This window comes from Salinimicrobium flavum (assembly GCF_042684505.1).
In the GTDB taxonomy this organism is placed as follows: Bacteria; Bacteroidota; Bacteroidia; order Flavobacteriales; family Flavobacteriaceae; genus Salinimicrobium; species Salinimicrobium flavum.
This window is the reverse complement of sequence record NZ_JBHULT010000006.1, coordinates 542,298-557,210: the sequence shown is the minus strand read 5'-3', so window position 1 is coordinate 557,210 and position 14,913 is coordinate 542,298. Positions and strand designations below refer to the sequence as shown.

Below are 14,913 nucleotides of genomic sequence, written 5' to 3'. Positions count from 1 at the left end.
AACCATTAGCAGAAAGTAGCATCTCATATAAAGAGACCTTGCCCATCTCCCTGGATTGCAAACCAATCGTGGGGAAAGAATTTGATGGAGAGAATGAGGCAATTCTGGTTAGGTCTATAGCCTAAAATGGGTCAAAACTGCCAGCCGTTCGAAACAACGGTAAAAGCTGAGTTTGAGATTGTTGCAGAACAGCAGGAATTTTATATATTTAAATTCTGGCAGGAAGAAAACCTTTTTTTAACAGTAAGGTTCCGGTGGAAGAATAGTACCTAACACATCAAATTTGAGCATAAAACAACTCATCCAAAAATGTAAAAAACAGGATATAAAGGCGCAGGAGCAGCTTTACCGGCTCTATGCGCATAAGTTATTTCCTGTTTGTCTAAAATACTCAGCCAGTTACCAACAGGCAGAAGACAACTTGCAGGATGCGTTCCTAATGATCTTTAAAAAGATGCCTCAGTATAAGAATAAAGGTTCCTTCGAAGGCTGGCTCAAACGAATAGTTATTAATACTGCCCTTCAGAAATACCGTAAACAAACGGTTTTTGAACTAATAAGGGAAGACCACCTCAAAGAGCCCGAAATTGAAATTGATGAAGACACCGTTTCCGTAGATTTTTTACTGGAGATCATTCAGCAGCTTCCGGACAGGTACCGGCAGGTTTTCAATTTGTACGTGCTTGACGGTTTTTCTCATAAGGAGATCGCAGAGATCATGCACATTTCAACGGGGACATCAAAATCAAACCTGGCCAGAGCCCGGGTAATTTTAAAAGAAAAAATCGAAACAAGTCTATTAAAATCTACTGCCCGGTCAGTTTAAAATGAAAGAGAAGAAGCACATAGACAGATTGTACCAGGAGAAATTCCGGGATTTTGAGGCAACTCCCAATGAAGCAGTCTGGAGATCGATTTCTGCCAAACTGCAGGAGCAGGAAAGAAGAAAACCAATAGTACTTCCATTATGGTCAAGAATCGCCGGGGTTGCAGCCGTACTTTCCATACTTCTTATGATAAGCCAATGGATCTTACCCTTTCAATCCACCCCTATTGTAGCCAGTGAAGAGGTCGAGGAAAATACAGGGAACGAGAATGGGTTCAGGTTTCCACTGGCAAACAATTTCTTTGATTTTGGAGAAGGGGCAGATGAACAGGATGAAAAAGCTACCGTAGAAACAACACGAGAAAAAATCACTGCTGGAAAAACAGAGGAGCAGGTCGTGTCCCTCAATACCCCTTCGGCCAAACAAGCTATTTCTGTAAAGGATAATGAGGTCGCCACAACAGAAACAGGAGAAAAGCCGGAAAAAGAGAAATCCCTCCTTATTAAAGATCCGTCAATAATTGAGGAGCTTCTAAAGGAAGCAGAAGAAGAGGTCGTAAGTTCTTTGCCGAAAAACACATTTGAGATCTCCACTCATGCCGCCCCTATCTACTATGGAAACTTTGGAAAAGGGAATTTTATCGATCCGCGTTTCAATAATTACAGCAGTGAGGGGGAAGTATCTTATTCTTATGGGATTAATATCGCCTACTCGATCTCAGATAAAATCAAGATAAGATCTGGGGTGAACAAGGTCAATATGAGCTATAATACCCGTGGAATCCAATACAATGCTGTAGTGGGTCCAATGGCCATTAGTGCAGTGACCCTTAATGAAAAAGGTGGAGAAATGATGGTAACCCAACCTGTCGCGATAGGAACCCCAGCACAACCTGCACCCAGCACTAATAAAACGGCGGCAGAAAGCCTTAATGGGGGACTGTTGAATCAAAAAATGGGATTTATTGAGGTGCCTGTAGAGATGATGTATAATGTCATTGACAAGCGTTTTGAACTTAATATCATAGGGGGTGCCAGTACATTATTCCTGGATGAAAACAAAGTTTCCCTCGACAGCGGTGAACTCTCGGCAACAGGAAAGGCCAACAATCTCAACGACATCAGCTTCAGTACCAATATTGGTTTGGGGCTGGATTATAATTTGTCTGAGAAGTTCAAGCTTAACCTGGAACCTATGTTGAAATACCAGATCAACACTTTCAATTCGGCTTCATCTGATTCTCAACCTTATTACTTCGGAATTTATTCAGGCTTCAGCTTTAAGTTCTAGAAATTTTCTTCCTGAAGTTCTTTTAAGAATACCTCCCGCGTTTCCTCTCTCAGAAATTTTTTGTCATCCTGGGACTTTCCCTTTGTACAAAGGAATTTTTTAAACTTTACCCTCATTCTTCCCGGACCACCTTTTGAAAAGATATAGGGAAACCGCTTTTTGTTGTCGTAAAAAACAATGGGGACTACGGGAATCTGGTGGTCAATGGCCAGTCTAAAAGCACCGTCCTTAAAAGTGTCAAGGATCATGTCAACATCATCGGGCACCCCACCTTCAGGGAAAATGCAGATACTGGTACCATTATTCAGCCTTCGCTGGGCACTGTCAAAGACCTCTTTCCGACTCCGCTGGTTTTCGCGGTCTACCAGAATACAGGTGCGTTTGTAGAAATAGCCAAAAAGGGGGATTTTGACCAATTCTTTTTTCCCCACGAACACGAAGGGGTTTTTAACGACGGCCAGCATGAGCATAATATCTGTCATGGAGGTGTGATTGGCTACCAACATATAACTTTTCCCTTTTTCGAGTCTTTGTTCTTTTTTTATCTTCGGAAAAAATCCCATTCCCACCAATATGAACCATGCCCACCAGCGGGCCAGGATAAAGAATTGCGGATAGAATTTGGTGCGGGAGGTAAACAGTAGTAACAACGGAAAAAAAATGATGATGGGAATGGTCATTAAGATATAGAACCAAACTCGCCAAACAGCAATCAGGAAAGACCGGAGGATTTGCATAGGTTCAAAAATAGGTAATTGAATTGAAGGATTTCCGTTAAAAAGATATCTTTGTGGAAAATTAGAAAAAGCAGATGTCCAGAGTACTTACAGGAATTCAAAGCACAGGAACCCCTCACCTGGGTAATATATTAGGAGCTATCATTCCGGCTATAGAAATGGCCAACAACCCTGAAAATGAATCTTTTCTTTTCATCGCCAACCTTCATACGCTAACCCAGATCAAGGATGCCGCATTGATGAAAGAGAATACTCTTTCTACGGCAGCAACCTGGCTAGCCTTTGGGCTCGATATTGAAAAATCTGTTTTTTATCGTCAAAGTGATATCCCGCAGGTGACCGAATTAAGCTGGTACCTCAGCTGTTTCTTTCCGTATCAAAGACTTACCCTTGCACACTCATTTAAGGACAAGGCAGACAGGCTGGAAGATGTGAATTCGGGCTTATTCTCTTACCCTATGTTAATGGCTGCTGATATTCTCTTATATGATGCAGAAATAGTTCCGGTAGGGAAAGACCAGTTACAGCATATTGAAATGACCCGGGATGTGGCTTCAAGGTTCCACACAAAGATGGGCGAAACATTTGTAGTCCCCGAAGCCGGAGTTTCAGAAGAGACAATGTACGTTCCGGGAACAGATGGTGCAAAAATGAGTAAATCAAAAGGCAACATCATCAACATTTTTCAGCCAGATAAAAAGCTGCGCAAGGAGATCATGGGAATCCAGACAGACAGCACACCAATGGAAGAACCCAAAGATCCTGATAGCTGTAATGTTTTCAACATTTTTAAGCTCATGGCTTCCAAAGAACAGGTTACCGAAATGCGCAAGAATTATGAGGGTGGCAATTATGGATACGGGCACGCGAAACAGGCTTTGTATGAATTGATGACCCAACGTTTTAAAAAGGAAAGGGAGCTTTATGATTTCTATATGCAGAATCCACAAAAGATCGAAGAAGCCCTGTCAATAGGTGCCCGAAAAGCACATAAAACAGCAGATGATGTGCTTGCCAGGGTCCGTGAAAAATTAGGTTATTAAACCACCTCGAACAGTTTACCGGGGAGTGGCCTCACCACTCCCTTTAATTCCATGTTGAGTAAAAGGGTGGCAGCTTTGAAGGTAGGAATGCTACAGTTGAGAGCGATCAGGTCAAGTTGTTCCTTGCCGTTCTCTTTAAGAAATCCATAAAGCTTTTTCTCCTCTTCTTCAAGCTCTACAAAAAGTTGTTTCTGGACCGGTTTCATTTTTTCTTCCAGCTGCCAGTTAAGCATATAAATAATATCGGCAGCTCCCGTAAGCACATGGGCTTGCTGAGATTTGATAAGCATATTACATCCCTTGCTTTGACTGTCTAATGGTCTGCCGGGAACTGCAAAAACTTCGCGATTATAGGAATTGGCAATATCTGCCGTGACCAGGGAACCACCTTTTTCGGCACTTTCAATAACAATGGTAGCCTCACTGAGGCCGGCAATGATACGGTTCCTTTTAAGGAAATTGTTACGATCAAAGGCATCTGTACTCCAGAAATCAGTGTAAAAGCCTCCATTTTCTTCAACGCTCTTTACATATTTTGAATGCACCCTGGGATAGATCTGGTTAAGTCCGTGTGCCAGGCATCCTATGGTTTGAAGTTTATGATTAACCGCTGCTTTCTGGGCACAGATATCAATACCATAAGCAAATCCGGAGATGATCACAGGGTTTAACGGGCTTAGTTCGGCCACAAGCTCTTCACAAAACGCTATCCCATGATTTGTTGCTTTACGGGTACCTACGATACTAATGACCTTTTTATTTTTGAGGTCAATATTTCCTTTTTGGAAAAGAAGAAGTGGGCCGTCAAAACAATGTTTCAATCTTTCAGGATAATCCTTGTCTAAAAAATAAAGAGGTTTAATTCCCGTTGAGTTGATAAATTCCAATTCTTTTTCAGCAGCTCTTAAATGCTCCGGGTCGTGAAGTTCTGATATCTTTGAATTCCCAATTCCATCAATTTTGAGCAGAGTAGCTATTTTCTCCTTAAAAACAGCTTCAGGGGAACCCGCATGACGAATGAGTTTTTTCGCCGTAGCATCTCCCAGATTGGGCACATGTTGAAGAGCCAGAATAAATTGTAAATCAGATGGATACATAGCAAAATTAAGGTCAGAAAATTAATAGAAAAATTTGTTAATAAAATCGATCCTCAGTATTTTTTCTGAAATTAAAATGTTTTACATTTGTTAACATGGCAGTAGAAAATTATATCCACGATCTTTTGTACCGGTATGAATGTGTGATTCTTCCGGGCTTCGGGGCCTTCATTACGCAACAGCATTCGGCCCATATTGATTCCACCACCAACGAGTTTTATCCTCCAAAGAAGACGATCTCCTTTAACCGTCAATTGGTTAAGAACGATGGTCTTTTGGCTAATTACATCAGGGAGGTGGAGAATATCCCGTACACCACAGCAGTTCAAAAAATGGATTCCTTTGTTCAGGAACTCAACTCTGTTCTTGAAAACAACAGGATGATCACTTTCGAGAAGATTGGTGCATTCACACTTACCAAAGATGAAAAACTGCAATTTGAACCTGCCACAGAAACAAATTTTCTTAAAGAAGCTTTTGGTTTAAGTAACTTCACCTCTGCAGAGATCCTCCGGGAAACTTATAAGAAACAGGCGGTCGCTTTGGAAGAAAAAGCACCGGTAGCCTTTACTCCTGAAAGAAGATCAGGTTCCAATTGGATAAAGTATGCCGCCGTAGGGATCTTAGCATTAGGGTTAAGTGGTGCCGCAGGTTTCAACCTGTATAGCAATCAAATTGACGAACACAATATTGCGGAACAGCAAAAAGCCGCAACCCAGCTTGAAAGTCAGATACAACAGGCCACTTTCGTTATTACCAATCCTCTTCCCGCCGTTACCTTAAACGTTGCTAAGCAAACCGGAAATTATCATATTGTCGCCGGAGCTTTCAGGGAAGAAGAAAACGCCGCCAAAGCAGTAGAAGAACTTAAGGCAGAGGGCTTTAAAGCCAGACAAATTGGTGCTAACCGCTTTGGATTACACCAGGTACTTTCCAGTAGTCATGAGTCTCGCAGAGATGCAATTAATGAGTTGTACAGGGTGAAAAAGACCAATCCCGGTGCGTGGTTATTGGTGGAAGAACTGTAGATCAGTAAGCAGTAAAAGAAATTCCCGGCACCGAATTCCGAATTCCAATTCTTAGATAAAATATAATCTTCCGTGTTTTTTCTGCCTTAAAGAAATAATACTTCCCTGATGACTGAAGACTCAGTCCTGCCTTCTGATCACTGTTCACAGCATATTTTTTAATAAGCTCTTAAGCCTTTTTTAATACTAAGCAGCTTACCTTTGCCGAAAATTCATTCCATGCAGGCAAAAACACCTGAAGATTCCCGAACTATTATGACCGATCTGGTCTTACCCAGTGAAACCAATCCCCTAAATAACCTTTTTGGTGGAGAACTCCTGGCCAGGATGGATCGTGCCGCCAGCATTGCTGCCCGGCGCCACAGCCGCAGGATCGTAGTCACCGCATCTGTCAACCACGTAGCATTCAACAAGGCAGTTCCCCTGGGAAGTGTTGTGACCGTAGAAGCTGCCGTTTCCCGCGCTTTTAAGACCTCTATGGAGATCTTTATTGATGTGTGGGTAGAAGACCGCGAAAGCGGCACAAGGAGCAAGGCAAATGAAGCTATTTACACTTTCGTGGCGGTAGATGAAACCGGAACTCCTGTTAAGATCCCACCTATTGAACCGGAAACTGACCTCGAAAAAGAGCGTTTTGCTGCGGCGCTAAGAAGAAAGCAACTCGCCCTGGTTCTTGCCGGAAAAATGAAACCTGGAGACGCGACAGAACTTAAAGCATTGTTTGTTAATTCCTAAGACTTAAATGTATTTTTAAAGGAGAGGCTGCAGGCATGGCTGTTGGAACTTAGCTTTGTGACTCAGTTCTGGCACTTAGATTTGGCTCTTAACTCCAGACTTTTTTATTAATGTTTTCCCGAACAATTAAAACTTTACATCTGGTAGATCCAATGTTCAGGATTTAGCTTGGTGGAGTTCTGGTAAAGGAGAAAGTGGAGGGTCGTTTTCCCTGAGGTACTGCTTGTGGCTATCTCTCCAAGTTCCTGTCCTATACTTACCTCATCACCCTTCCTCACGTAGATCTTATCAAGGTTGTTATAAATGGTAATATAATCCCCATGCCTTACCATTACAGCTTTATTGGCACCTTTCACCGCCTGGACCTCACTAACGGTACCGCCAAAAACAGCTTTTGCTTTTCCACCCTTTTCTGTATCTATACGCACGCCATTACTGTTCACCGTGATGGATCTCACTACCGGATGCGGCTGATTACCAAAGCGCATGGAAACCACCCCCGACTTTACCGGCCAGGGCAGCTTTCCTTTGTTGCTGGCGAAGTTGGCCGCCAGGGCCTTTGCTTCAGGGGTTAATTTGAAAACCTCCCTGGAAGTGGAACCTTCTTCCTTGTTATTGGCTGCGATCGCAGCTGCAATGATCCTTTCTATCTCCCGGTCTATCGAGTTGATCTCCTGTTGCTTTTGCCTGAGTTGAGAAGCAAACTGACCTTCTTTTTTTCTAATGGAAGCAATAAGTGATTGTTGAGACTTTCGGTTCTTCTCCAACTCTGCACGGGTTACCCGGTTCTCAGCAATTAGTTTGTCTTTAGATTTTTTCTGCTCAGCAAGACTTTCATTTAGTTTCTGAAGTTCTAAGGCGCGTATCTGGATCTCGTCTCCCTGTTGCTTGCGGTAATTAGCGTATTGTTTCATGTATTGCAGCCTTTTGTACGCCTGCAGGAAATTTTCTGCGGAAAGAAGGAACATGATCCTGCTTTGCTGGGATTTGCTTTTATAGGATTTACTGATCATTTTACCGTAGTCCTCCTTCAGCTTTTCCAATTCCTTACGAAGTTCGCCTATCTTATTCTGGTTGGTACTGATCTCCCGCGTTAACAGGTTTGCCTGTTGGTTGGTCACCCTAATGAGGTTCTCTGTAGTCCTGATCTGCCGGTCAAGGTCTTCAACCTCGGTAAGAATGGATTTTTCCTGTTTAAGGTTGGAGGTACGCAGCGAGTTAATTCTTTTGATCTCCTGCTGCAGTTCAACCCTTCGCTGTTCCAGCTCTTCCCGTTTATCTTCCTGGGAAAAGACCTGAATACCTACCATTAAAAAAACTATAAAAAGAAGCTGTTTTGGAAGATTAACTCTCATCATTCGATTGAAATTTCTGAATAGCCCGAAGGTATTGAAAAAGGAAAAGAAACCGGCACGTCAAGTTCAACAGACCTAAAAGCCATATCGATCCTGGTATTGGAAGGACCTTCGTTGGCCAGAATATTGATTTGCCCGGGGAGGACCTGGCTTCCTATTTTCCGATATTCAGGATAGGTGACAGTAACACTTCTATTGCTCTTTTCCTCCCCTATTTGCTGGGCTACAGCTTTGAAGTTCCCGGCATCCAGCAAAAACAACCTCTTCAAAAAACTCTCTGCATATGGCTCCAACTGGTAACCCCTGGTGGATTCGGAAAGTTTATACCTTTCATCCCTAAGGTCATAGATGGTTTGCCCTAACAGAAGGTTCTGAACCTTTTGATAGTCGAGGGGAGTTCCTAACAGGTCACTTAACAAGCTAAAGTCGCCGTCAAAATAAGTACGTGTGATCTTTTCATAGAATTGAACCGAATTTGGAGTGATCATCACCTTTGCCAGCGGAATTCCTAAAAGTTGTCCGCTCATCCAGATAGTATCGTCCTTTTTCATCCTGAAGCTAACGGTAACGCTCTGGTCTCTTTCCTCGGTTTTATAACGTACGTTGAGTTTTCCCTGAAGGGTATTGAATTTCGCTTCATTGCTGTAGTGGCTGGCAACCACAGAGGCAACAGCGGCATCTTCGGGAGCAACGGCTCCCATTCTGGCTTTTCTGGCTCCGCAGGATTGTAAGAATATAAAGGAAAGTAGCAGCAGGGGGAAATAGAGTCTTTTGCTCATTAATTCAGTAGTTTTTCAAGTTCACCGGCCTTTTTCAGAAATTCTGTGGCCTTTTCATCATTATTCATTTTTTCATAAGTGGCAGAAAGCTGCCGGTAAAACCTTATTTCGATTTTGGGATCATCTATAAGATAATCAAGCCCTGTTAAGAGGGTTTCTTCAGCTTCTTTATGGTTCTCCATTCCCGATAAAGCCATTCCTTTGAGCAGGTAAAGCAAGGGCTGAGATGGAAAGATCTCCAGGGCCTTTTCGCTGAGGTCTTTGGCAGCTTCAAACTGTTCAAATTCCAGCTGCAGGTTAAGGACATCCCTGTACAAGCCAAAGTTTCCGCTTTCTGCTTCCAGTGCCCTCACAAAATATTCGAGAGCCTGTTCCTTTTGACCTTTTTCGAGAAAAAAAGTTCCCAATTGTCCGAAGACCTTGTTATTATTTTCATCTTTTGAAAAGACCTGTACCAGCTCTATCAAATCTTCTTCCAAAGATGGATTTTGGGTAACGTAAATTAAAAAATCATTCAGGGCCTGGTATTTTGTGATTTCCTCGATCTGATCGCTACCCAGTAAGATCTTCATGGAACGGACTGCTTCATCTGAATTTTCTTCGGAAATATAAAACTTATATAATGCCAGGTGAACCAATTCAGAATCAGGATTTACAGCCAGAAGCTGCCTGGCCGTTTCAAAAGCTTCTTCCACACGGTTGTTTTCGCTGTACACAAAAATGAGGTTGAGGTAGCTTTTTTCGTCAGTGGGATCTTGTAAGATAGCTGCCTTTAGATCCTCCACCTGTGCCTCCACATTATTGGTGCGGGCATACACCTGCCGTCTTAGGCCATCCCTGGCGGTGCTGGATCCTTTCTTTGCATCCAGGGAGTCCAGTAGTTTTATTGCCTCCTCATATTGCTCATTGAGAATGTAAAGGTTCACAAGGTCTTCAGAAAAGCCGGAATGTATATTTGAAAGCGATTTTACCACTTCCAGGGCCCGGCCAAATTCATTATTAAGGAAATAGGCTTTATACAGTTCTTCAAGTACTGCCGGATTGCCCGGGACTGTCTCTCTGGCTTTTTGCAAATAAACGGCTGCCTGAGTATGTTTCTGAAGGGCATTGTAGTTCTTCCCTAATTCCAGGTACACCACCGGCTGCGGATCTATTGCCAGACATTGCACCAGGGCATCGATAGCCTTTTCATAATTTTCAATGGCCTTTTGCTTTAAAGCCTCAAAAAAGTATTCCTGAAATGAATCACTAACATTACCCAGATCATCCTGGGCCATCTCTACCAACGGCTTCTCCTTTTCTTGTGCTAAAACGGTTACCGAAGTAAGCAGCAGGGCCAAAAAAGATAATATGTAAGAATATTTTTTCATTTATGGCCCTGCTTTTTTTATTCAAGCACCGAATAATCGCCGATGCTTATTTCTTTAAATTCTCCATTAAATTTCGCAAAATTTCCGATCATGGCGTTGTTTAAATTCGCATTTTCAACTTCGGCAAAAGTTTGGATCAGGCTGTTCTTTATAGTTGAATTAGTGATTTTACTTCCGTTCCCTATAGAAACATTCGGTCCAATTTTGGCATTTTTCAGTACCACATTCTCCCCGATAAAGCAGGGTTCAATGATCTCTGAATTTTCCATTTCTACATCCCCGGCAACCAGTTCTTCTCCATCATCCTGAAGAAATGCCAACATCCTGGTATTGGTCTCAACCGTCACTTGTTTGTTTCCGCAGTCCATCCATTCATCTACTTTACCAGGAACAAACTTTGCTCCCTTGCGTCTCATGGCCTCGATCCCGTCATTGATCTGGTATTCTCCTCCACGAATTATGTTCTGGTCGAGCACTTCCTGAAGTTCATTCTTTAGAACGGCTACATCTTTGAAATAGTAAATACCTATAACCGCAAGGTCTGAAACAAAGTCCTTGGGTTTCTCCACCAGGTCAACGATCTCCCGATTTTCATTCAACTGCACCACCCCGTATGCTGAAGGATTTTCTACCTGTTTTACCCATATCACTCCATCAGCTTCCTTATCTAACGTAAAATCGGCTTTAAAAAGTGTATCAGCATAGGCGATCACTGCAGGACCTTGCAGCGAATCTTTTGCACACATGATGGCGTGACCGGTTCCCAGAGGTTTGTCCTGATAATAGATGGTACCCTGAGCGCCCAGGGCTTTTGCGATCTCCTTAAGATCCTTTTCTACTTTTTCGCCAAAATCTTCGCCGATGATAAAAGCGATCTCATCGACTTTTTCATCAAGAACTTTGGCAATATCTTCTACCAGCCTGTGAACAATGGGTTTCCCTGCAATGGGAATTAATGGTTTGGGTACTGTTAAGGTATGTGGACGAAGCCGCGAACCACGACCCGCCATAGGAACTATGATTTTCATGTTTTAAGTATTGAGTATTTAGTAGTGAGTATTGGGATGTAAGAGCTGAGATCCCGTACTCACACTTTTAAATTTGTTTATTGTTTTTAGTTCACCGACGATTTAAATGAAGAGTGCAAAATCAAATGATCTTTGATAATTGAGCTTTGTTTACTGCACTCCCGTACTTCCGAAGCCACCTGCTCCCCGGCTTGATTCTTCAAGAGTATCAACTTCTTTCCAGGTAATATGTTCGTGGCGGGAGATGACCATCTGGGCCACTCGTTCTCCATTTTGAACTATGAATTCCTCATTGGAAAGGTTGACCAGGATCACCCCGATTTCCCCACGGTAATCTGCATCTATGGTCCCGGGAGAATTGAGCACGGTAATACCTTTTTTGGCAGCCAATCCACTTCGTGGTCGCACCTGGGCTTCATATCCTACCGGAAGCTCAATAAAAAGTCCGGTTTTGATTATAGCTCTTTCCAGAGGCTTTAACGTTACAGGAGCAGAAATATTGGCTCTAAGGTCCATTCCGGCAGAAGAGCCGGTTTCGTATGCCGGCAATTCATGCCCGGATTTGTTGATTATTTTTACGTTCATTTTCTTTAATATTTCTTCGGAAGAATCTGGATCATGACTTCTTCAAAAGTTGTTTTAACTGGTCCTTTTCAGCGTAATAAATAAGGGCAAAAAAGATAAGGATTAATATACTTCCGAGGTAATAATTTTCCCTAAAAAGGTAGAAGTAAACTACCGAAAAGCTGATCGAGACCAAAAGATATCCGCCAATGCGTTTCAGGTCATAGGGTATGGGATAATATTTTCTTCCGAAGTAAAGAGACAACAGCATCATACTCCCGTAAGCTGCCATAGTCGCGATAGCCGAGCCAACATAACTGTAATACGGAATTAGCCAGAAGTTGAGCACCAGCGTCACTACCGCCCCGAAAATGGAAATATAACCGGCAAATCTTGTACGATCACTCACTTTATACCAAACTGAAAGGTTGTGATAGATCCCTAAAAAGAGATTTGCAATAAGGATCATAGGCACCACTACCATTGCTTCCCAATAGGAGGTGTCCTGAATGAGTATCACTTTCAGAAGGTCTAAGAAGATCGTAACTGTTACCAGGATCACTGCTCCAAAAACCACAAAATATCTTGTGATTAAAGCATAGGTTTGTGTTGCGTCTTTTTCTTTTGCATGACTAAAGAAAAAAGGTTCAATACCCATGCGAAATGCCGTGGCAAACAGGGTCATGAACAGGGCTAGACGGTAACAGGCGGCATAGGCCCCAACTTCAGACTTTGCTATATCCTCCGGAAGAAGCCATCCCAACAGAATTTTATCGAAAACTTCATTGATCACAAAGCCAATTCCGGCAATTAAGATGGGAAAACCATAGTTCAGCATCTTTTTCCATAACCTGCCGTTGAAAGTGTACGGAAGTTTAAAGTAGAACGGCAACATCACCAGCAGCGTAAGTGCACTGGCTACGAGATTGGCAATGAAGATATAGGCAATTTCAAAATCGGCAATATAAATGCTCTCAAAAAGGGCATTTTTTGAAGCCAGTTCCGGCAGGAAGACAATGAAGAAAATATTCAGCCCCAGGTTGACGGCGACGTTCCCTATTTTGATCCCTGCGAAGACCATTGGCTTTTCTTTTGCCCGCAGCCAAGCGAAGGGAATGGTTGACAGGGCATCCAGCGCAAGAATAAGCAGTACATACAGAATATAATGAGGGGCAATGACCAATGCACTGGAAATTTCATCTTTGAAATACAAACCAAGCACCAGGAAGGTGGCTGTTGAACCCATTAAAGAAATGGCTGAAGTAGCCGTGACCTCTTTTGAAAACTTTTCCTGATGAAAAAATCTGAAAAAAGCTGTTTCCATCCCGTAGGCAAGAACCACATTGAATACGGCCATCCATGCAAAGACAATGGCTACTTCCCCAAAACCTTCTGTAGGGAGGTAATAGGTGTAGAGCGGCACCAGCAGGAAGGACAACATCCTGGGCACCACTGTGGCTATGCCATAAATAAAGGTTTGTTTAAATAGCTTCTGAAAGAGGCCCAATTAGAATTTTGATTGGTTACCCCACAAATGTACTATTAATGCTGAATGTTTTGCGGATTTTTTAAGATCACCTCCCCCGTTTCCTTCTTTTTGATCCCGGTGATCCTGAAGTATTTTTCTTTTCCGTTCCTGGTGTATCTCACCACTGCTTCATCCTGTTCAAGCTCAAAAGGTATCTTCTCAAGAATGACGGGTGGTTTATTGCCGTACTCCTTTTTAGGATCACGGTGCATTATAATATCGGCGGCTTTGCCTTCATCAGATCTTATTTTAAAGGTGGCCACATATAATCCGGGCTCAGCAGGGTCTTTTTCAAGAACCGCTTTCCTTCCGCGGAAGTAAACGCTGTCCAGGCTGATCTCTGCATCCTCTTCTGCAGGGATATAGAGATTGATCCCCGAGCCGGCACCTTTCACACCTCCCACCCAACTGGTATAATAAGCTTCTTTTATAGCTAAAGGAGGCTCCTCCTGCAGTTTTTTGCCGTTGGCACAGTTACTAAAACTGAACAGGACAAGCAAGGCCGGTATGGTTTTCAAAAAGATCTTCATGACAGGAGATTTTATGGTTCTTAAAGTTAAAGACAAATTTAGTACCAATTAAAGCCTCTCCTAAAAAAGAAAACTCCATACCTGAGGGTATGGAGTTTCAAAAAGTTGAATATCAACTATGTAACTTATTTATTTTATTTATTCAAAGCTTCCGCTCCACCTACGATCTCTAAGATCTCATTGGTAATGGACGCCTGGCGTGCCTTGTTATAGGAAAGTTTAAGAGAATCACGCAATTCGGTCGCGTTATCTGTTGCTTTATGCATGGCAGTCATACGTGCACCGTGTTCAGAAGCGAATGAATCCCTTAGCGACTTGAATATCTGCATCTTCAATGATTTTGGGATCAACTCAAGAACGATCTCTTCTTTAGAGGGTTCAAAAAGGTAATCCAAAACCACTTCCTCATCTTTCTCCACAGGAACAATAGGCAGGAACTGCTCTATTTTCACTTCCTGGGTAGCAGCGTTTTTGAATTGGTTATAAATTATTAGGATCTTGTCATATTTACCCTCTACAAACAACTGCATAAGCTCTTCTGCAATAGCAGAGGCATTTTCAAAACTTAGATCATCATAGATGGCAGTTTCGGTTTTGTAGATGCTATGGGTCTTTTTAAGAATGTCGTTCGCTTTCTTTCCAATGGTTAGAAACTCAACATTTTTACCACTAAAATCCCGTTTTGCCAAATACTTTGACCCTTTAACGATATTGGAGTTAAATGCTCCTGCTAAACCTCTGTTGGAGGATATAGATACAATGAGTACGTTGTTCACCTCACGTTGCTCTGCATACTTGCTGCTCTTGTCACTGTCAAGGGTGGCACTGAGATTCTGCAGTAATTCAGAAAGCTTTTCGGCGTACGGTCTCATCGCAGTAATAGCATCCTGAGCCTTACTCAACTTAGCCGCCGATACCATTTTCATGGCACTGGTGATCTGCATGGTTGAGGAAACCGAGGTGATCCTGCTTCGTAATTCTTTTAAGTTGGCCATTTTTTGT

At 42.6% G+C, this 14,913-nt stretch carries 15 protein-coding genes; 5 read left to right on the top strand and 10 right to left on the bottom strand.

Annotated elements, in window-relative coordinates; genetic code table 11:
• The first annotated feature begins 283 nt into the window (after positions 1–283).
• Together ACFSTG_RS05905 and ACFSTG_RS05900 are read left to right on the top strand one after the other, a co-directional pair.
• Positions 284–826 (top strand): RNA polymerase sigma factor, encoded by a 543-nt coding sequence (locus ACFSTG_RS05905; protein WP_380749569.1) that lies wholly within the window; start codon positions 284–286, stop codon positions 824–826.
• A 1-nt stretch (position 827) separates the two neighbouring features.
• Positions 828–2,117: a hypothetical protein gene (locus ACFSTG_RS05900; RefSeq protein WP_380749566.1), complete on the top strand. Its 1,290-nt coding sequence runs from the start codon at positions 828–830 to the stop codon at positions 2,115–2,117.
• Here ACFSTG_RS05900 and ACFSTG_RS05895 read toward each other — a convergent pair.
• The gene (locus ACFSTG_RS05895) at positions 2,114–2,854 is read right to left on the bottom strand and encodes a lysophospholipid acyltransferase family protein (RefSeq protein ID WP_380749563.1); all 741 of its coding nucleotides are present in this window, start codon (positions 2,852–2,854) and stop codon (positions 2,114–2,116) included. The two genes, ACFSTG_RS05900 and ACFSTG_RS05895, sit on opposite strands and share 4 nt — an antisense overlap.
• A gap of 74 nt (positions 2,855–2,928) precedes the next feature.
• Here ACFSTG_RS05895 and trpS point away from each other — a divergent pair, with 74 nt between their 5' ends.
• Entirely contained in the window at positions 2,929–3,897 is a 969-nt protein-coding gene (trpS, locus tag ACFSTG_RS05890) for a tryptophan--tRNA ligase (protein WP_380749560.1), read from the top strand.
• Here the strand turns inward: trpS and dprA are convergent.
• The gene (dprA, locus tag ACFSTG_RS05885) at positions 3,894–4,994 is read right to left on the bottom strand and encodes a DNA-processing protein DprA (RefSeq protein WP_380749558.1); all 1,101 of its coding nucleotides are present in this window, start codon (positions 4,992–4,994) and stop codon (positions 3,894–3,896) included. The two genes, trpS and dprA, sit on opposite strands and share 4 nt — an antisense overlap.
• A gap of 95 nt (positions 4,995–5,089) precedes the next feature.
• Here dprA and ACFSTG_RS05880 point away from each other — a divergent pair, with 95 nt between their 5' ends.
• Together ACFSTG_RS05880 and ACFSTG_RS05875 are read left to right on the top strand one after the other, a co-directional pair.
• On the top strand, positions 5,090–6,022 hold the full coding sequence (locus ACFSTG_RS05880) for an HU domain-containing protein (RefSeq protein WP_380749555.1): 933 nt from the start codon (positions 5,090–5,092) through the stop codon (positions 6,020–6,022).
• A gap of 219 nt (positions 6,023–6,241) precedes the next feature.
• The gene (locus ACFSTG_RS05875; protein ID WP_380749553.1) at positions 6,242–6,757 is read left to right on the top strand and encodes an acyl-CoA thioesterase; all 516 of its coding nucleotides are present in this window, start codon (positions 6,242–6,244) and stop codon (positions 6,755–6,757) included.
• A 134-nt stretch (positions 6,758–6,891) separates the two neighbouring features.
• On the opposite strand, the gene ACFSTG_RS05870 is transcribed toward ACFSTG_RS05875, so the two are convergent.
• From ACFSTG_RS05870 to atpG, 8 genes are all read right to left on the bottom strand, one after another.
• Complete coding sequence (locus ACFSTG_RS05870) at positions 6,892–8,115, bottom strand: murein hydrolase activator EnvC family protein (protein WP_380749550.1); 1,224 nt, start codon at positions 8,113–8,115, stop codon at positions 6,892–6,894.
• On the bottom strand, positions 8,112–8,891 hold the full coding sequence (locus ACFSTG_RS05865; protein WP_380749548.1) for a DUF4292 domain-containing protein: 780 nt from the start codon (positions 8,889–8,891) through the stop codon (positions 8,112–8,114). The genes ACFSTG_RS05870 and ACFSTG_RS05865 overlap by 4 nt, the downstream gene beginning before the upstream one ends.
• Positions 8,891–10,261: a tetratricopeptide repeat protein gene (locus ACFSTG_RS05860; RefSeq protein ID WP_380749546.1), complete on the bottom strand. Its 1,371-nt coding sequence runs from the start codon at positions 10,259–10,261 to the stop codon at positions 8,891–8,893. Before ACFSTG_RS05860 ends, ACFSTG_RS05865 begins: the two co-directional genes overlap by 1 nt.
• Positions 10,262–10,278: 17 nt before the next feature.
• Complete coding sequence (locus tag ACFSTG_RS05855) at positions 10,279–11,289, bottom strand: sugar phosphate nucleotidyltransferase (protein ID WP_380749543.1); 1,011 nt, start codon at positions 11,287–11,289, stop codon at positions 10,279–10,281.
• A gap of 150 nt (positions 11,290–11,439) precedes the next feature.
• Positions 11,440–11,874, bottom strand: a complete 435-nt coding sequence (gene dut / locus ACFSTG_RS05850; RefSeq protein WP_380749540.1) for a dUTP diphosphatase — start codon at positions 11,872–11,874, stop codon at positions 11,440–11,442.
• A 31-nt stretch (positions 11,875–11,905) separates the two neighbouring features.
• Positions 11,906–13,360, bottom strand: coding sequence for an oligosaccharide flippase family protein (locus ACFSTG_RS05845; RefSeq protein WP_380749537.1), 1,455 nt, complete (start codon positions 13,358–13,360; stop codon positions 11,906–11,908).
• Positions 13,361–13,395: 35 nt separating this feature from the next.
• Complete coding sequence (locus tag ACFSTG_RS05840; RefSeq protein WP_380749534.1) at positions 13,396–13,911, bottom strand: hypothetical protein; 516 nt, start codon at positions 13,909–13,911, stop codon at positions 13,396–13,398.
• 134 nt (positions 13,912–14,045) lie between these two features.
• On the bottom strand, positions 14,046–14,906 hold the full coding sequence (atpG, locus tag ACFSTG_RS05835) for an ATP synthase F1 subunit gamma (protein WP_380749531.1): 861 nt from the start codon (positions 14,904–14,906) through the stop codon (positions 14,046–14,048).
• Positions 14,907–14,913: the final 7 nt, after the last annotated feature.